Consider the following 15,363-nt stretch of genomic DNA (forward strand, 5'->3'; position numbering starts at 1 on the left):
TTTCAGAATCAAAACAGCCCAGAAAAATAGGTCAACGTCTACAAGAATGTTTTTTACTATCCTTGCAGACATTGACCCATTTTTCTGAGCTATATACTTTTTCTCTCTTGCTTATTTTAGAGATACTGCATACGCTTCATAAGCTAGCAGTTCGTCTGTAATCTCTTTTTCATAATTATGGATGAGCGTTTCTTTTATCACTCGTGTTTTTCCTAATGCAAAATATGCTGGCAGATCAGAGAAATTAACAACAACGAGCAACTGTTCCCCTTGATACTCGCGAATATAGGCTAAAACTGTTGCATCATTCGTTGGAATATTTTCAAATGTTCCTTCTATAATAATCGGCATTTCTTTACGCAACTGAATCAGTTTTTGATACGTATAAAATAAAGAGTTTGGATCATTTAAGGCTGCTTCCACATTGATTTCATTTGAATTTCCTACTGGAAGCCAAGGAAGCCCTTTTGTGAAACCTGCTTGTTCAGAATAATCCCACTGCATCGGGTGACGTGCATTATCTCGCCCTTTCGCATTGATCGACTCAATAATCTCTTCTTCCGTATAACCAGAATTGATACGTTCATCATACATTCTGCGACTTTCTATATCATCAACTTCATCAATCGTTTTAATCGGATAATTGATCATGCCGATTTCTTCTCCCTGATAAATATAAGGTGTTCCTTGAAGAAAGTATAGGTAGATGGCTAGCATTTTCCCACTGATCACTCGATACTTCTCATCATCGCCCCAACGAGAGATAATCCGAGGTAAATCATGATTATTCCAGAACAGCGAGTTCCACCCTTTTCCAGCTAATTCTGTTTGCCATTTAGAAAACACTTGATGCAATTCTTTAGGATCTAATTTTTTGATATCCCATTTTCTTTTGCCTGTTTGCTTATCTAAATTGATGTGCTCAAATTGAAAAACCATTGATAACTCTTCTCTACTCTCATCAGAATAAAGCTGAGCAATTTCTGGCGTTGCGCCCCACGTTTCACCGACTGTAACTAAGTCATAGTCTCCAAATGTGTTTCGATTCATTTCTTGTAAAAGTTCATGCAGCTTTGGTCCGTTTTTAGTAATCAACTGATCCGGTTCTTTTCCTATCAAATCAATAACATCTAAACGAAAACCACCAACGCCTTTTTCAATCCAATAATTCATCATACGATAAATTTCTTGACGCATCACAGGATTTTCCCAATTCAAATCAGGCTGTTCTTTCGCATGTAAATGAAAATAATATTCCCCGAGCGTCGGGACAAAAGTCCACGCAGAACCACCAAAATTTGATTGAAGTTCATTGGGTTTTTCGCTTTCGTTTCCTTTTCTCCAGATATAAAAATCATGATATTCACTCGCAGGATTTTGCAGTGCGGACTGAAACCACGGATGTTCTGATGACGTATGATTCACGACCAGATCCATAATAATCTTGATGTTTCTTTTCTGTGCTTCAGCAATCAGATTATCCATATCTTCCATGGTGCCATACTCTGAGCCAATTGCTTCATAATCACTGATATCGTAGCCATTATCTTCATTGGGTGATTGATAAACAGGACTGAGCCAAATCGCCTCTATTCCTAGTAAGGCCAGATAATCTAAACGCTGGATAATCCCTTTTATGTCCCCAATACCATCAGCGTTTGTATCTTGAAAACTGCGTGGATAAATTTGATAGATCGTGGCTTTCTTCCACCAATTAGTTTTCATAATGCGCACTTACCGCCAATAGATCTTGGCCTCCATCCACTTTTTGTAGATTGATTGCTTCGACAGCCGCATAGGCATCCGTATTTGTAATAATCATCATTACGGTGCTATCTAAACCAGCTTGTTTAAGCTTCTCTAAATCAACTGTCCCTAAAATATCTCCTTTTTTTACTAATTCACCGTATTTTCGATTTGTTTCAAAGCCTTCGCCTTTTAATCCGACTGTGTCGATTCCGATATGGATCAATACCTCTGCACCATTCGTTGTTCTAAGTCCATACGCATGTTTCGAATCATAAACAACGGTTAATTCTCCATCAGCAGGTGCATAAATAGTGCCTTCTTCTGGAATCACTGCAATCCCTTTTCCCATCATTTCTTGTGCAAATACAGGATCATTTACTTTTTTTAGTGAAATAGGAGTACCACTTACGGGCGATGCCAACACTTCATCTTGAACAGCCGCTACATTTGCTTCAGGATCTTCATTGATTTCAACGGCAACTTCTCCAGCTGCTTCATCATCGCCTACAAAAACCTCCATATGACGTTTTCCGTATACGTAAGTTGTCACGAATCCTACACAAATACTGATAACGATACCGATCATGAAATAGGAAATTGATTTTGGTGCGATTGAAATAAATCCGATCACACTTGCTGGTCCCATCGCTACTGAAAGCACATGGAAAGCGCCGATAAATAAACAGGCTACAGCTGAGGCAATCATGCCACAAATAAATGGAAATTTAAGTTTTAAATTGACTCCGAAAATGGCTGGTTCAGTAATGCCTAACATAGCAGAAATACTTGCTGACGTTGCTAAGCTTTTTTGTTTTTTATTTTTCGTTAATAACATGATGGCAAGCGTTGCTGCCCCTTGCCCTACATTGGCCATAGAAGCAACTGGGAAAATAAATGATCCGCCAGTTCGCGCTACGTCTGCTAGGAGAGTCGTTTCAATGGCTGGGAAACTTTGATGCAATCCCGTGATGACAATCGGTGAGTAAAATAGACCGAAGACACCTAAGCCGACTGCTCCTGTTGTATCATACAACCAAACAAGCCCATTCGTCAGACCGTCTGATACAATTCTCATCATCGGACCCACAACGATAAATGTTAAAAAACCAGTAATAATAATGGCTAGCATTGGTGTAAATGTAAAATCAAACGCGTTGGGAATACGTTTGTGGAAAAACTTTTCTAAAGACGCTAAAATCCACGAAACCGCTAATACAGGTAGCACAGAACCTTGATAGCCTGCTTGCGCAACATCCATTCCAAAAATATGCCAATAGGGCATACTTCCATCTGCGATTGCATTTGCCACACCATAGCCATTAACTAAATCAGGCATCACCATCGCCATTGCCATTGCAGCACCCAAATAAGGATTTCCACCAAAGCGCTTAGTAGCAGAAAAACCGACTAAGATCGGTAGGAATGCAAACGGGGCGGACGCCAGTAAATTGATGATACTCGCAAAGTCTTTTACATTCGGAAATAGTTCTACGACTGATTGAGGACCAAATAAATCCTGAGCAGTCAAGACATTGTTTAATGCCATCAATAACCCACCCGCAACTAATGCTGGGACAATCGGAACAAAAATATCAGATAACACCTTAATAAATGCCATAATAGGATTATTTTTTTTACCATTCGATGCGACTGCTTTTAGGTCAGCGGTAGACGCTTCTTTCACATTGGTGATTTTTATAAGTTCATCATATACATTGTTTACATCGCCAGCACCTATGATAATTTGGAATTGGTCGTTAGCTTCAAACGTTCCTTTCACAGCATCATTATTATCTAAAGCTTTCTGATCCACTTTACTTGAATCCTTTAGAACAAGCCTTAAACGCGTTGCGCAATGTGCGGCAGCCTGAATATTGTCTTCACCAAGTGCTTCATTGATTTCCTTTGCTACTTTTTTGTAATCCATCTTCTTTCCCCCTAATTGTCATTTAAGCGCTACTGAAATAGAAGAAACTATCTTGTGTTTCAAAAATGTAATCGCTTTTTCACATACAAAGTATGCCACGATTCCAACTAATTGTCAAACGTTTATCAATTTTAACAAACAGTATAAAAGAGACTTACATTAACAGATCAATACATTGTTACACGTTTGACATTTAAACACTAAATAGTTACACTATATGTGAGAATACGCTTACGAGGAGAATATATATGTCTGAAAAAAAAGTTTGGTCTAGAGAAGAACGTTATCAGCCCTATCAAGAATGGGGACCAGAGCACCTTGCCTCACTAAAACAAAAAATAGACACGTCAACTTGGCGTTTAGGCTATCATATTCAACCCGCTACAGGTTTATTAAACGATCCAAATGGTTTTTCTTTTTTCAATAATCAGTGGCATGTTTTTTATCAATCTTATCCGATGGGCCCTGTTCACGGTATAAAATCTTGGTATCACATGACATCAGATAATTTGATTGATTGGAAAGAAGAGGGAACAAAAGTATTCCCAGATAGCTTATACGACAGCCATGGCGTTTATTCTGGAACTGCTCTGCCGATGTCTGATCAGTTATTTCTTGCTTATACGGGTAATGTTCGTGATAGTGATTGGACTCGCCATTCGTATCAATTAGGCGCCTGGATGGATCAATCAGGTAGCATTAAAAAAGTCGAACAGCCGCTGATCGCTGCACCTCCAGCTGGTTATACATCTGAATTCAGAGACCCTCAAGTCTTTCGTTATAAATCTGGCTATCTAATGACGATCGGAGCGCAAGATGAAGCAGAGAAAGGCAAAATTCTAACCTATCAAAGTTCTGACTTACTTTCTTGGCATTGCATCGGTGAATTAGGATTTACTGAGCAGGACATGGGATTTATGATCGAATGCCCCAATTTACTTTTAACAGATGAATTCGCTCTACTTATTTTTTGTCCGCAAGGGTTAGATCCTGACGTTTGCCCTTATCAAAATATCTATCCAAATATGTATGTCATTGGTGATTCTTATCAGTCTGAATCAAACCGTTTAACGAATCCTTCTAGCTTGAAAAACTTAGATGAAGGCTTTGATGTTTACGCTACACAAGCATTTAAAGCACCCGACGAGCGCTTATTATCGATCAGCTGGATCGGGTTGCCGGAAATTGATTATCCCACTGACCAAGAGGAATGGGCACATTGTTTGAGCATCGTGAAGGAACTGATTGTAGAGGATAAAAAATTGTACCAACGTCCTGTTGAAGAGATGAAACAACTACGCAAAGACGAAGGAATACATTTTGATAACAGCAAGGATTCTTATCATGAGACTGCAACAAATCATTATGAATTAGCCCTATCATTTGATTCTTTAGCCACTGGAACCCTTACCTTATATGCAGATAAAGAACAGAATCAAGGATTAACGATTCATTTTGATTCTGAACGTGGTAAAATGGCAATAGACCGCAGTCATGCTGGTGTTCCTTTTGGAGAAGATTATGGCGTTGTACGATCATTTTCTATCGAACAAAAACCATTGAATTTACAAATCTTTGTCGATTCTTCCGTTGTTGAACTTTTCATCAACGATGGTGAAAAAGTAGCAACCATGCGAGCATTCCCAGAAACAGGTCACACAGGATTTCATTTAACATGTGACGGAGATTATCAAGGACAATTTTGGCAACTGCGGAAAACTAACCAATAAAGGATGGAATTGTATGGTCGTCAAACTAACAGATGTAGCAAAAAAAGCTGGTGTCTCCCCTACGACTGTTTCCCGTGTGATTAATAATTACGGCTCATTAAGCAAAAAAACAATTGATAAGGTAAATCGTGCGATGAAAGAGCTTAATTATCAACCAAACTCTTTAGCTCGTTCACTACAAGGAAAAAACACACAATTAATCGGGCTTATTTTCCCAACTGTTGCGAATCCCTTTTTTGGGGAGTTAGTGGAAAGAATCGAACAAAAGCTTTTTGATTTGGGGTATCGGGTTATTTTGTGTGATAGTGCCAATAATAAGGAAAAAGAACGTCATTATATAAATATGCTTGCTGCCAATAAAGTTGATGGCATTATTGCTGGTGCGCACAACTTAGGGATCACAGAATATGAGGATGTTGAACTTCCGATTGTTTCTTTTGACCGCTTTTTAGGGAATACTATTCCGATTATCGGCAGTGACAATTTCCAAGGCGGATATTTAGCGACTGAGACCTTATACGTTAGAGGAGCAAGAAAAATCGCGATCCTGACAGGTTCACACGAATCGAACTCTCCAACAAATTTTCGATTAAACGGGTATTTAAACTTTTTAGAAGAACATGAATTGACCCCTAAAATTTTTCATATTCAAACGACGGCTCGCTCAACGACGCTAAAAAACTTAGAGATCAAGCATATTTTAGAGACGGAAGATATTGATAGTTTATTTTGTACAGATGACCTAACGGCTATTCTTGCCTATAATCAATGTCAGCAATTAAAGATAAATGTTCCTGAACAGCTCAAGATCATTGGTTATGATGGGACAAAATTCGTTCAGAACTATTTTCCCCAATTATCGACGATTGCTCAACCAATGGCTGATTATGCGGATATTTTAGTTGATCTGTTATTGCAGAGGATACAAAATCCTGAAAAAAAATTGGAGAAGAATTATCTGTTGCCTGTAAAATTAATTCAGGGGCAGACAACTTGATAGTTTGGGTTTAACGGGGTTTATTTTATCTGTTTTGATGGGACTGTAAAAAATGAAAGAGCATCAAGTCTGTTTTCCTCTTAACAGACTTGATGCTCTTTGTGTATTTTTGTAATTAAAATAAATTTTATTAAACGTTAGTTTTCTTGCATTTCGATTCCTAGCTCATTTTTTAAATACTCGCCTAAATCTTGTTCTTCACCTGAAGAAGCATTTTTTATTTTCCATGTTTTTCCAATTTCATTTGGGATAGAACGTGTTCTTGAAATTGGTTGTTCCTCATCTTCTAGTAGCAAAGCACCATATTGATAGCCTTCTAGAATGTATGCTCCTCTTTCTTCACTATACGTAGCAAAGAACAAGTATACCTCACCTGCTTGAAGTTCAATATCGCCATCTTCTCTCACTTCCACCCAATCCTCACTCTGAGTAATAGGCGGACGTCCTGATTCAGCTCTCAAATGATTGTGTTTGTCCACTTCTTCTCTTTCAGCGTTTTTAAAACGGTCTTTTTCCTTGATAATACCGCCTGACCTGATAAATGATACTTCTTTATCTGTTGTTCCTTCGATATTTTTCAATACTTCTAGCTTTCCATAAGTGTCAGGTAAAATGCTGTTGCTTTCGGTTTCAGAAAGATTAGCATCTACATCCGCTTTATCTATAGAGATTACACGGGCTAAGAAAATAGTGTTTGTATTTTCTTGAAGACTTTTTGGGTTGGTATTATCATACATTAGAAAGGATTCTACTGTTGATGATTGTATGTTGGAACGATCCACTTCATCGAGATAAGAGTAGTAGTTTGCTTTATTGACTTCTGATGATGTTTCTTCTTTGGTTTTAGGTGTTGTGTTTGAATCGCTTTTTTCTGTTGGTTGCTCTTTGACTTCGGCATTTTTGGAAGACGTATTGCTGCAACCAGTTAAAAAAATGCTTGAGCAAAGAAGGGCTATTATAGTTAGTTTTTTCATATTTTATCACCATCTATATATACCTAATCTTATAAAGATAGAACTAATTTTTAGTTCCTCACATTATTCAGATATCATACCAAAAATACTTTCATTACAATTTGATTGAATAGTTATATTCCAGTCGTTTAGCATTTTTTATTAGTGATTTTCCTTTTTTATACTGATTCCTTACATAAAAAAATACTACTGAAAAGATAGTAATGAGTATAACCAAAAATATAAATTTATTTTCTTGAGCCAGTGTTCCAACTAAAATTATTACTCCCAATAAAATGGATAGTACTATCATAATTATTTTTGTAGGGGTATCCATTTTATTCCATTTAACTCTATTTTCAACAGTTTCATAAAACGACTTATATCTTCTGTTTCTCCGTTCAATAAAACTTTCAGTTTTGAAGTAGATATCTTCCAATGATGAAAGACTTTTTATTTGATACAACGTCTGTTCTTCATTTGCTAAAAGTACCCTATCTTTACTAAGTCTTTTTACCACAAATAACTTTAGTAGTTTCTCGTTCGTAGAAAATTCCAAATATACTTTTCTTTTGTAATTATTATACCAAAATGATCTCGCGACACCGTATATGTAAGCTATGATTACTAAAAAGATGCCTAACAACAATAAACTTATAAATAATTTATTATTTTTTTCTTGATTTAGCCATTTGTCCACTTCTTCAGGCGTAACACTCACATGTCCTGATGTCAGTACATCGTAATTTTGATTTTCAGGACTATAAAATATTCCCACAAACAAAAAAACATAAAGACTAAGTATAAGTATAAATACTATAAAATTGAAAATTTCTCTAAAAGCTCGTCCGTAATTTGTTTCTAGCTCTATTTCTACTTTGGTGGACAAAATTCTGTCAATAATAAACTTACTTAAACTACTGATTAAACCTAAAGAAAATAGAACTTTTACTATCTCAATAATATCTGGTTTCATTTTTTGCTTTGCTCCTGCTTTATTTATAATAAAACTAAGCTTTTCCACAACTACAAAAAGCTTAGCACACCTATCATAGATATTTTTTACTCATTGACTATGTCAAAACCGCAACTCATCATTTTATCGATAAATTCCCCCTTAAAACCACTGATTTCTTTCTCTTCAACTACTACAATAAGTTCTTCTTTAGCTCGTGAACATCCCACATAAAACAACTTATACGCTTGTAATGTTGAACGAACAGCATTCACATTAAACATTTTCTTAACCTTCTTCATAGCTAATTTACCTTTAAAGTCTACTCCACAACGATTTATATACTCAAAATATGGATTGTCTTTATATTTTAAGTATATTATTTCAAACTCTGTTTCAAACATATCTCTATCTGCAACATCAAATGTTCTAATTTTCTTGTTCGCTTCTTTTTCAATTTTTTCTACATCAAACTTAAAATCATAATAATATTTTTGAAACTCATCTAGACCAAAACTTTTCAGTTCTGAAAATATCTTAAAGAATTTATACATATGAATCCCTGGATTTGAGCTATTTTCAGAAATAAACATGACTTTATCGTGACCTTCTCCTTTAACGCCATGTTGTGTAGAAATATTTTGATTGTATCTTAATTTAGCTAATAAGAAAAATTTACTAAGTGAAATAGATAAAATATCAGCATATTTAAAACCATCATCATACTCCTTCTTAACGATCTCATTATAAAAGCTCTTTGTAATAACTCTATTTCCAATCAAAAACTCAAATAGAGAATGAAGATCTTTATTATCACTCATAAATTCAGAATAAATTTGTTGAAAAATACTAGCGTATAGAGCTTTATCCTTATGATATTCAATAGATAATTTTTCTAAATTAAAAATATTAACTATACTGTTGTCAGTAGAAAACTTAGCCTTCTTAATCTCTTGTATTACCGAACCATATCGCCCACATTGGAAATCTTCTAAGACATCGTATAATTTAAATATAAAACCTAGTAATAAATCCGGATTATTCATTTCATCTCTTGGTAGAAGTACATCCATAACTTTAATTTTTAAATGACTGGGATAGATTTCTCTATACTTGCTATATAAAATACTTAAATCTTTTTTAGGATTATTATTTTCAAATCTATGTCTATTCAAAGTTCTCAATTGTAGAAAATCATTATACTTATGAAGATTATTCTCCAAAAATTTGTTTATTGAATCACAAACCAATATTTGTGGTTTTTTATTAGATTTCCCTTTTTTTGATTGTTGCTCGATTTTTAAATCAGAAAGATACACATTCTCTAATACATCAAGAATTTCTTTGCTAGAACGATAATTGGTAATAAACTTTTTAGATAGATTTTTATCAAATTCAGAAAATTGATTTTCAAAACTTCCATCATAGTTATCATAGATTTCCTGCATCTTATCGCCAAAAACATATAATTCTGTGGAACTGTCTAATACTGCCTCATAAAAAAAATTTAAAATATCAGAACTTGTATCTTGAACTTCATCAATGAAAATATATTGATACATTTCTTTTAGTTTTAGTTTGATTATAGGGTACCTATCCAATAATTTAAAAGCAAAAGACAATAAGCTATCATGAGAAATCCCCCCATACAAAATAGAATTTCTTTCTCGTTCGTTATAATAGACTCTATTTAATCGCTCCTTAATATCATCAATCGTCACAACTCTAGAGTCATCAAGTCCTATTATCTCTTTATATTTCATTGCATACTCTCCATCATTGGAAACTAGTCGATCGAGGATTTCATCATGATATACTTCTACGAAAAAATCAATTACTTCTGGCAAAGAAAAAAAAGGAGATAAAAAACTGTTTACAAAACTATGAATTGTACTTATGTCTACAGCATCTGAAATGATTCTTGCTTTTAATTCATTCGCCGCTCTTTCTGTGTAAGTAATACAAAGTATTTGAGATTGAAAATTGTTATCTAGTAATTGATTAATCTTATCCTTAATAAAATAAGTTTTTCCACTACCAGCAGGTGCATTTATGAAATACAAGTTTGTTCTAACCATAATAATCCATCCTTAATATAGTTTGGTAAAACTTTAAATTCATTGTTATGTTCCATAATCGAATACATAAAATCAGACTTGTTATTTGAGATTGAAGCTACAATATCCCTTATTGATCTGAGAACCATCTCATCTTTCTTCATTTTTAAATTTTCGAGTTCTATATCCAATTTTTGGGGATCATTTCTATATTCATTTTCTAGCTGCTTTTTTTCTCTACTTATAGATGGTATCTTAATTTCTAAACTACTATATTCTTTTAATTTTTTCCAAAAATATAAAGGTAGGTTGGTAAAAACTGTAAAATCTTCTGGTATTTCTAGGTTTTTCTTTTCATCACTTAATTTCTTCAAAATATTTACCTTTTCCGCACATATATATCTATACAAAATTGCTTCTTCTAAAGTTCGTGCATAGCCATCAGATATACCTTGCGTAAAAATATCAAAACAACTCTTTTTATTTCTATCTTCTTCTTGCCAATTATAGATATCTTTAACCAATATTTTTTGATTTTCTTTTTTTGGACAAAACGTATTAAGTGTTGAATTAGTGCTTTTGTCATCCATTACATTTATAACGTTATTTTGTTCTTTTGTATAATCTATATCTGTAAACACACACGCCGTAATTTCCAATTCATTCATTAGTTCATAGTATTTATGAGCATATGCGCCACCACATTGGCAATATGAAATATATTTTTTAGACAACGAATCAAACTCATCATTTCTAGAAATTAATGCTTCAATAAACATTCGCTCAGTATCGCCTTCATAAATAATAGCTTTATCGCAAAAAATGAGATTGGAAAAATTCAACCTAAAAAATGTTTCATAAAAAGTTTTTTCTGAAGCATGCTGATCTAAAAATATTTTTAGATCACATATTTTGTTTTCAAATGGATTCGAAGGTCGAATGACTTTTAAACTTTTCAAATTACAATTTTTAACAATTTCATTTGAGTGTGTACTTATCAAGCCTTGTATTTTATTATCATTTTGAAATAAATCTTCTAGAAAATCTATAAGTACTCTTTGCATTTGAACATGCATATGAGCTTCAGGTTCTTCTATGACAAAGAAATTTACTGTACCTTTTTTTATCTTCTTTTGATATTTTAGCAATTCTAGACTTATAAAAATGAGATTACTCATTCCTAGACCTTGAGTTTCTTCACTTAGATAAATTTTACTTCCATCTTTCTGATACACATAATTTATCGCTACGCTATCTTTAACTAGTTTTAAAAGAATTTTATCATCAAAATTCATCAATGCCTCAATAGCATCAACTTGCGTTTCACCAACTGAATCCATATTATTTCGAATTTTTTCAAGTGCTGAAGATGTATTATTTTGTAAAATTTCTTCAACCTGAGAATCCTGCAACCCGCTTTTTACAGTTTTAAATAGCTTGTCAAAATTACTTTTCCATGTAGAATCTTCACTTAAAGGATCTGTGCTTTCCATAATGGTATTTGTAATTTTTTTTGTCTTTATAGACTCATCATCTAACTCTCGATCAGCAGATATGAAATCAAAAATAAATAACTTCGAAAATTCTTTATACTCTATATGATTTAAAATATTAAAATCAACATTTGTGTAATAGTACTTGTTACTCAATGATAATCCATATAACTTAAATAATTCATTTTCAAATTGATGCCTTATTTTAGCTAACTCCGTTTTTAATTCATTACACTTATTTTCATCTATTTGACTACTTATATTCAGCGATAGATCCTGTATCTTCACATACATCGAATAAAAATATTCATATTGTAAATGAAAAATTTTTTCGAAACGTTCAAATAAAAATTCGCTTCGAAATTCAAAATAGAATTCTTTTCTATTTTCATCTAAATCCATTAAATAGTTAGAAAACAATGATATTGATTCGCCTTCTTCATAAGAAACTAGTATTTTAACGTCTATAGCATATTCTTCCGCTGAAATATTTTTCATAAATAATAGGACAGCTTTAAAAAATTCTTGATCAGAGAGCTTTTCTTCTACTAACATTTTTATCAATTCATCAAATAACTTTTGACGGGTTTGAATAGAGATATCTTTTTCACATATACTTTTTTTATTATTAAATATTACATGAAGTAATTGTATTAAGGATGTTTTTCCACTATTATTTGCTCCTGCTAAAACCACTAACTTATTTTTTCGAAAATCAATTTTTGAATCTAAAAAACGACGATAATTTTTTATTCTTATTTCTGAAATTTCCATGTTACTGTCTCCCATCCATTAAAATTTGTTAGATATAGCAAAACTAACATAACCCACTTTTTATTATTATACCAAAAAGTACATCATTATTATCAATTAAATCTCAATAAACGACCATAAATAATTTTTTTCACACAAACTTACATTCCCCCATTGACTCTCCACCTCACTTAAATTAAAATGGAGTGAGATAGAACGAAAAAAATCTAGCCAAACGAACTTCGTTCAGCTAGACAAAATAAAAAGGCACTCTGCAGGAAGATTGGTCGTCATCCCACAGAGCCTTATACAATCAGTCGTACCTGATCGTACAAGTTGCCCTTAGTCAATTTTCATTGACTGTTTTTATTTTACTCAATATTTCATGAAATTACTAGTGTTTTTTCTGATGTTCTGAGTTTAATACAACAGTTCGATGCTTCTTAATTGTACTTAGCGCGGTTTCGGCAGGTGTCCGGAACCGTTTTTTTCGTTCTATTTTACGGTTGCGCAACTCTTTTTTTAGATTTGAACAATCGTTTTCGAGGAAGTTACCGTAAATCTAACTTCTCTCACCATGCATCACCTGCTGTAATGATCTGCCGATTTTGTGCTAACTTTTGACGGAGCAAGCCTTTTTTATGACAGATCCTTGCAGCCACGATAGTAACGAGGAAACAGCCGACACCTCAAAATAGTAAGTGGTCACTTAGTATTTTGAAGCCAAAACCAATCAGCATGAACTGATAAATCAAGTTGCCTAGGTCAATAATGCGTATAGTAAGAAAGAATGCTATCTACCAGAATACGTAGCATTCGATTAAATAAACATTCTTCACGGCTGACTGTTTGCTCGTTACTATTTTGTAAAATATTTAATACACTATCGATACAATTTTTGATATACTATAACTAGTTGAATAACGGCTGAAGCTCTGAAAAAGGAGTTGATGCCATAAAGATATGTCTTTATCGCTTTTGTCCTGCTTTAATACATTGGAAAAGCGGTCCTTGAAAGATTTGTTAAAAGATATCGCTTCGAAAATAGTCGTCACGATTGTGGCTTACTATATTGTTGAAGTGATTAAAATCTTTGTCACTTCTATTTTTGAGTAAAAAAAGACCACTATCTGCCCGACCAAAGTAAGATAGTGGTGATGTTATACACTTTCGAGCTTTAGTCAAAAATCAACTAAAGAGTCAGTGTTTCCGCACTGGCTTTTTTTGTAATCGTAACAATTAACAATTACCTTCGTCTCAATTATACCTTACAAAGTCTCTAAAAAGCAACTTATCATATTGATTTTTGTAAAATATTTAATACACTATCGACGCAATCTTTGATATACTATAACTAGTTGAATAACGGCTGAAGCTCTGAAGAAGGAGTTGATGCCATAAAGATATGTCTTTATCGCTTTTGTCCTGCTTTAGTGCATAGGAACAGCGGTCCTTGAAAGATTTGTTAAAAGATATCGCTTCGAAAATAGTGGTCACACTTGTGGCTTACTATATTGTCGAAGCGATCAAACTCTTTATCACTTCTATTTTTGAGTAAAAAAAGACCACTATCTGCTCAGCTAAAGTAAGATAGTGGCAATTCGTCTTATCGAGCTTTAGTCAATATTCAACTAAAGAGTCAGTGTATCAGCACTGGCTTTTTTGTAATCGTGATTGAACTCGATTACCTTCTTGTTTATTATACCTTATAAAGCATGCAAAAAACAACTTATCCTAGTTATTCTACAAAAGATTTCAAGTCAATTTCGATGCTGCAAATAGAAATTTCAATCAGAAGAATTGAAAATGCATCCTCAAAAAGCTATACTATTCTTACAACGAATACTTTAAGAGGAGGAGATTTCCATGGGGCTAAAACTATCTGAACAAGAAAGAAAAATAGCGACTATTTTGTCCACTGGAGTAGTTTATACAATTATTATCGATTCTAGCGTTGATTGCCAAGACCCTTCCAAACAAAACAAATTACACAAACTAGGTGTCTGGAAATATTTTAATGGTAAGAAAAACAAAGGCACCCTGACTTCGACTCTTAGCAAAAATGAACTACTCGATAAACTTGAATTTATTTTTGGAAAGAATATGATTTCACTAAAAAAATCAAACGGCTCTCCCTTTCAAGGTCTGCCAATATAAATAAAAAACAAAGTACAACAAGACGATTATTCACCTTGTGTACTTTGTTTTATTTTTACTCTAAGCCTGAACAGCATATTTCCTTGCAAACCCGTTCATACTTGGCAACACGATCCCTACCATGATCAGACTAAAAATCACTCCGCCGATTGCCCATGAAATCAGCTCGCCTTTACTCATAACAGGAACGATCATTGATAACCACAACATAGTCGTTAATCCGACAGCTATTATAAAAAATAATGTTCCATTATATTTTTTCACTTTTGTAATAAAGACATCTTTATAAAAACGGTACTCCATGTAAATGACAAAGGTTTCTGCTACTATCACTACAAGTACCTGAACTAGAAGTAAACTACTTTTCGGGAATGGTGAACCAAATAATGTCATAATTAGATCCAGTACTATCACCAGCACTGGCAACAAAATCGTACGCCATTTCCTATTCAAGATGCTATAGTATTCCCAAAATGATTTTTGTTGAATACAGTTTAGCTTTTGCTCCATATTTTCTTCATACATACCAGTATCCTCCTTTTTTCAGTTAGCTTCTCCTTTTTCCTAATAATATAAATAGTAGCACATCAAA

The 15,363-nt window shown here is 33.7% G+C and carries 10 protein-coding genes; 3 read left to right on the forward strand and 7 right to left on the reverse strand.

The genetic code is table 11. The annotated features are described in order from the left end of the window. Positions 1 to 111: 111 nt before the first annotated feature. Both A5821_RS10265 and A5821_RS10270 read right to left on the reverse strand, forming a co-directional pair. On the reverse strand, positions 112 to 1,725 hold the full coding sequence (locus A5821_RS10265) for a glycoside hydrolase family 13 protein (protein WP_170923013.1): 1,614 nt from the start codon (positions 1,723 to 1,725) through the stop codon (positions 112 to 114). Further along, on the reverse strand, positions 1,715 to 3,676 hold the full coding sequence (locus A5821_RS10270; RefSeq protein WP_086314483.1) for a sucrose-specific PTS transporter subunit IIBC: 1,962 nt from the start codon (positions 3,674 to 3,676) through the stop codon (positions 1,715 to 1,717). Before A5821_RS10270 ends, A5821_RS10265 begins: the two co-directional genes overlap by 11 nt. A 248-nt stretch (positions 3,677 to 3,924) precedes the next feature. On the opposite strand from A5821_RS10270, the gene A5821_RS10275 reads away from it, so the two are divergent. Both A5821_RS10275 and A5821_RS10280 read left to right on the forward strand, forming a co-directional pair. After that, positions 3,925 to 5,406, forward strand: a complete 1,482-nt coding sequence (locus A5821_RS10275; RefSeq protein WP_086314484.1) for a sucrose-6-phosphate hydrolase — start codon at positions 3,925 to 3,927, stop codon at positions 5,404 to 5,406. Positions 5,407 to 5,419: 13 nt separating this feature from the next. Further along, entirely contained in the window at positions 5,420 to 6,403 is a 984-nt protein-coding gene (locus A5821_RS10280) for a LacI family DNA-binding transcriptional regulator (protein ID WP_086314485.1), read from the forward strand. A gap of 137 nt (positions 6,404 to 6,540) precedes the next feature. On the opposite strand, the gene A5821_RS10285 is transcribed toward A5821_RS10280, so the two are convergent. The 4 genes from A5821_RS10285 to A5821_RS10300 all read right to left on the reverse strand — a co-directional run bounded on the left by A5821_RS10285 (position 6,541) and on the right by A5821_RS10300 (position 12,635). Beyond that, the gene (locus A5821_RS10285; RefSeq protein ID WP_249921866.1) at positions 6,541 to 7,377 is read right to left on the reverse strand and encodes a hypothetical protein; all 837 of its coding nucleotides are present in this window, start codon (positions 7,375 to 7,377) and stop codon (positions 6,541 to 6,543) included. Positions 7,378 to 7,471: 94 nt separating this feature from the next. Continuing rightward, positions 7,472 to 8,332 carry a hypothetical protein gene (locus tag A5821_RS10290; protein ID WP_086314486.1) on the reverse strand — a complete coding sequence of 287 codons (861 nt, stop codon included), beginning with the start codon at positions 8,330 to 8,332 and terminating at the stop codon, positions 7,472 to 7,474. An 86-nt stretch (positions 8,333 to 8,418) separates the two neighbouring features. Beyond that, positions 8,419 to 10,389 (reverse strand): UvrD-helicase domain-containing protein, encoded by a 1,971-nt coding sequence (locus A5821_RS10295; protein WP_086314487.1) that lies wholly within the window; start codon positions 10,387 to 10,389, stop codon positions 8,419 to 8,421. Next, on the reverse strand, positions 10,362 to 12,635 hold the full coding sequence (locus tag A5821_RS10300; RefSeq protein ID WP_170923014.1) for an AAA family ATPase: 2,274 nt from the start codon (positions 12,633 to 12,635) through the stop codon (positions 10,362 to 10,364). Before A5821_RS10300 ends, A5821_RS10295 begins: the two co-directional genes overlap by 28 nt. Before the next feature lie 1,845 nt (positions 12,636 to 14,480). On the opposite strand from A5821_RS10300, the gene A5821_RS10305 reads away from it, so the two are divergent. Then, entirely contained in the window at positions 14,481 to 14,771 is a 291-nt protein-coding gene (locus A5821_RS10305) for a hypothetical protein (RefSeq protein ID WP_086314489.1), read from the forward strand. Positions 14,772 to 14,831: 60 nt separating this feature from the next. Here A5821_RS10305 and A5821_RS10310 read toward each other — a convergent pair whose 3' ends face one another. After that, positions 14,832 to 15,296 carry a hypothetical protein gene (locus A5821_RS10310; RefSeq protein ID WP_086314490.1) on the reverse strand — a complete coding sequence of 155 codons (465 nt, stop codon included), beginning with the start codon at positions 15,294 to 15,296 and terminating at the stop codon, positions 14,832 to 14,834. Between the last annotated feature and the right edge of the window lie 67 nt (positions 15,297 to 15,363).

It is taken from the genome of Enterococcus sp. 7F3_DIV0205 (genome assembly GCF_002141365.2).
Taxonomy (GTDB): Bacteria; Bacillota; Bacilli; order Lactobacillales; family Enterococcaceae; genus Enterococcus_L; species Enterococcus_L palustris.

What these genes read in the sequence shown, in the direction of transcription:
- A5821_RS10290 (WP_086314486.1), bottom strand. Translation starts at nt 8,332, where the DNA reads ATGAAACCAGATATTATTGAGATAGTAAAAGTTCTATTTTCTTTAGGT.
- A5821_RS10275 (WP_086314484.1), top strand. Translation starts at nt 3,925, where the DNA reads ATGTCTGAAAAAAAAGTTTGGTCTAGAGAAGAACGTTATCAGCCCTAT.
- A5821_RS10280 (WP_086314485.1), top strand. Translation starts at nt 5,420, where the DNA reads ATGGTCGTCAAACTAACAGATGTAGCAAAAAAAGCTGGTGTCTCCCCT.
- A5821_RS10310 (WP_086314490.1), bottom strand. Translation starts at nt 15,296, where the DNA reads ATGTATGAAGAAAATATGGAGCAAAAGCTAAACTGTATTCAACAAAAA.
- A5821_RS10295 (WP_086314487.1), bottom strand. Translation starts at nt 10,389, where the DNA reads ATGGTTAGAACAAACTTGTATTTCATAAATGCACCTGCTGGTAGTGGA.
- A5821_RS10265 (WP_170923013.1), bottom strand. Translation starts at nt 1,725, where the DNA reads ATGAAAACTAATTGGTGGAAGAAAGCCACGATCTATCAAATTTATCCA.
- A5821_RS10270 (WP_086314483.1), bottom strand. Translation starts at nt 3,676, where the DNA reads ATGGATTACAAAAAAGTAGCAAAGGAAATCAATGAAGCACTTGGTGAA.
- A5821_RS10285 (WP_249921866.1), bottom strand. Translation starts at nt 7,377, where the DNA reads ATGAAAAAACTAACTATAATAGCCCTTCTTTGCTCAAGCATTTTTTTA.
- A5821_RS10300 (WP_170923014.1), bottom strand. Translation starts at nt 12,635, where the DNA reads ATGGAAATTTCAGAAATAAGAATAAAAAATTATCGTCGTTTTTTAGAT.
- A5821_RS10305 (WP_086314489.1), top strand. Translation starts at nt 14,481, where the DNA reads ATGGGGCTAAAACTATCTGAACAAGAAAGAAAAATAGCGACTATTTTG.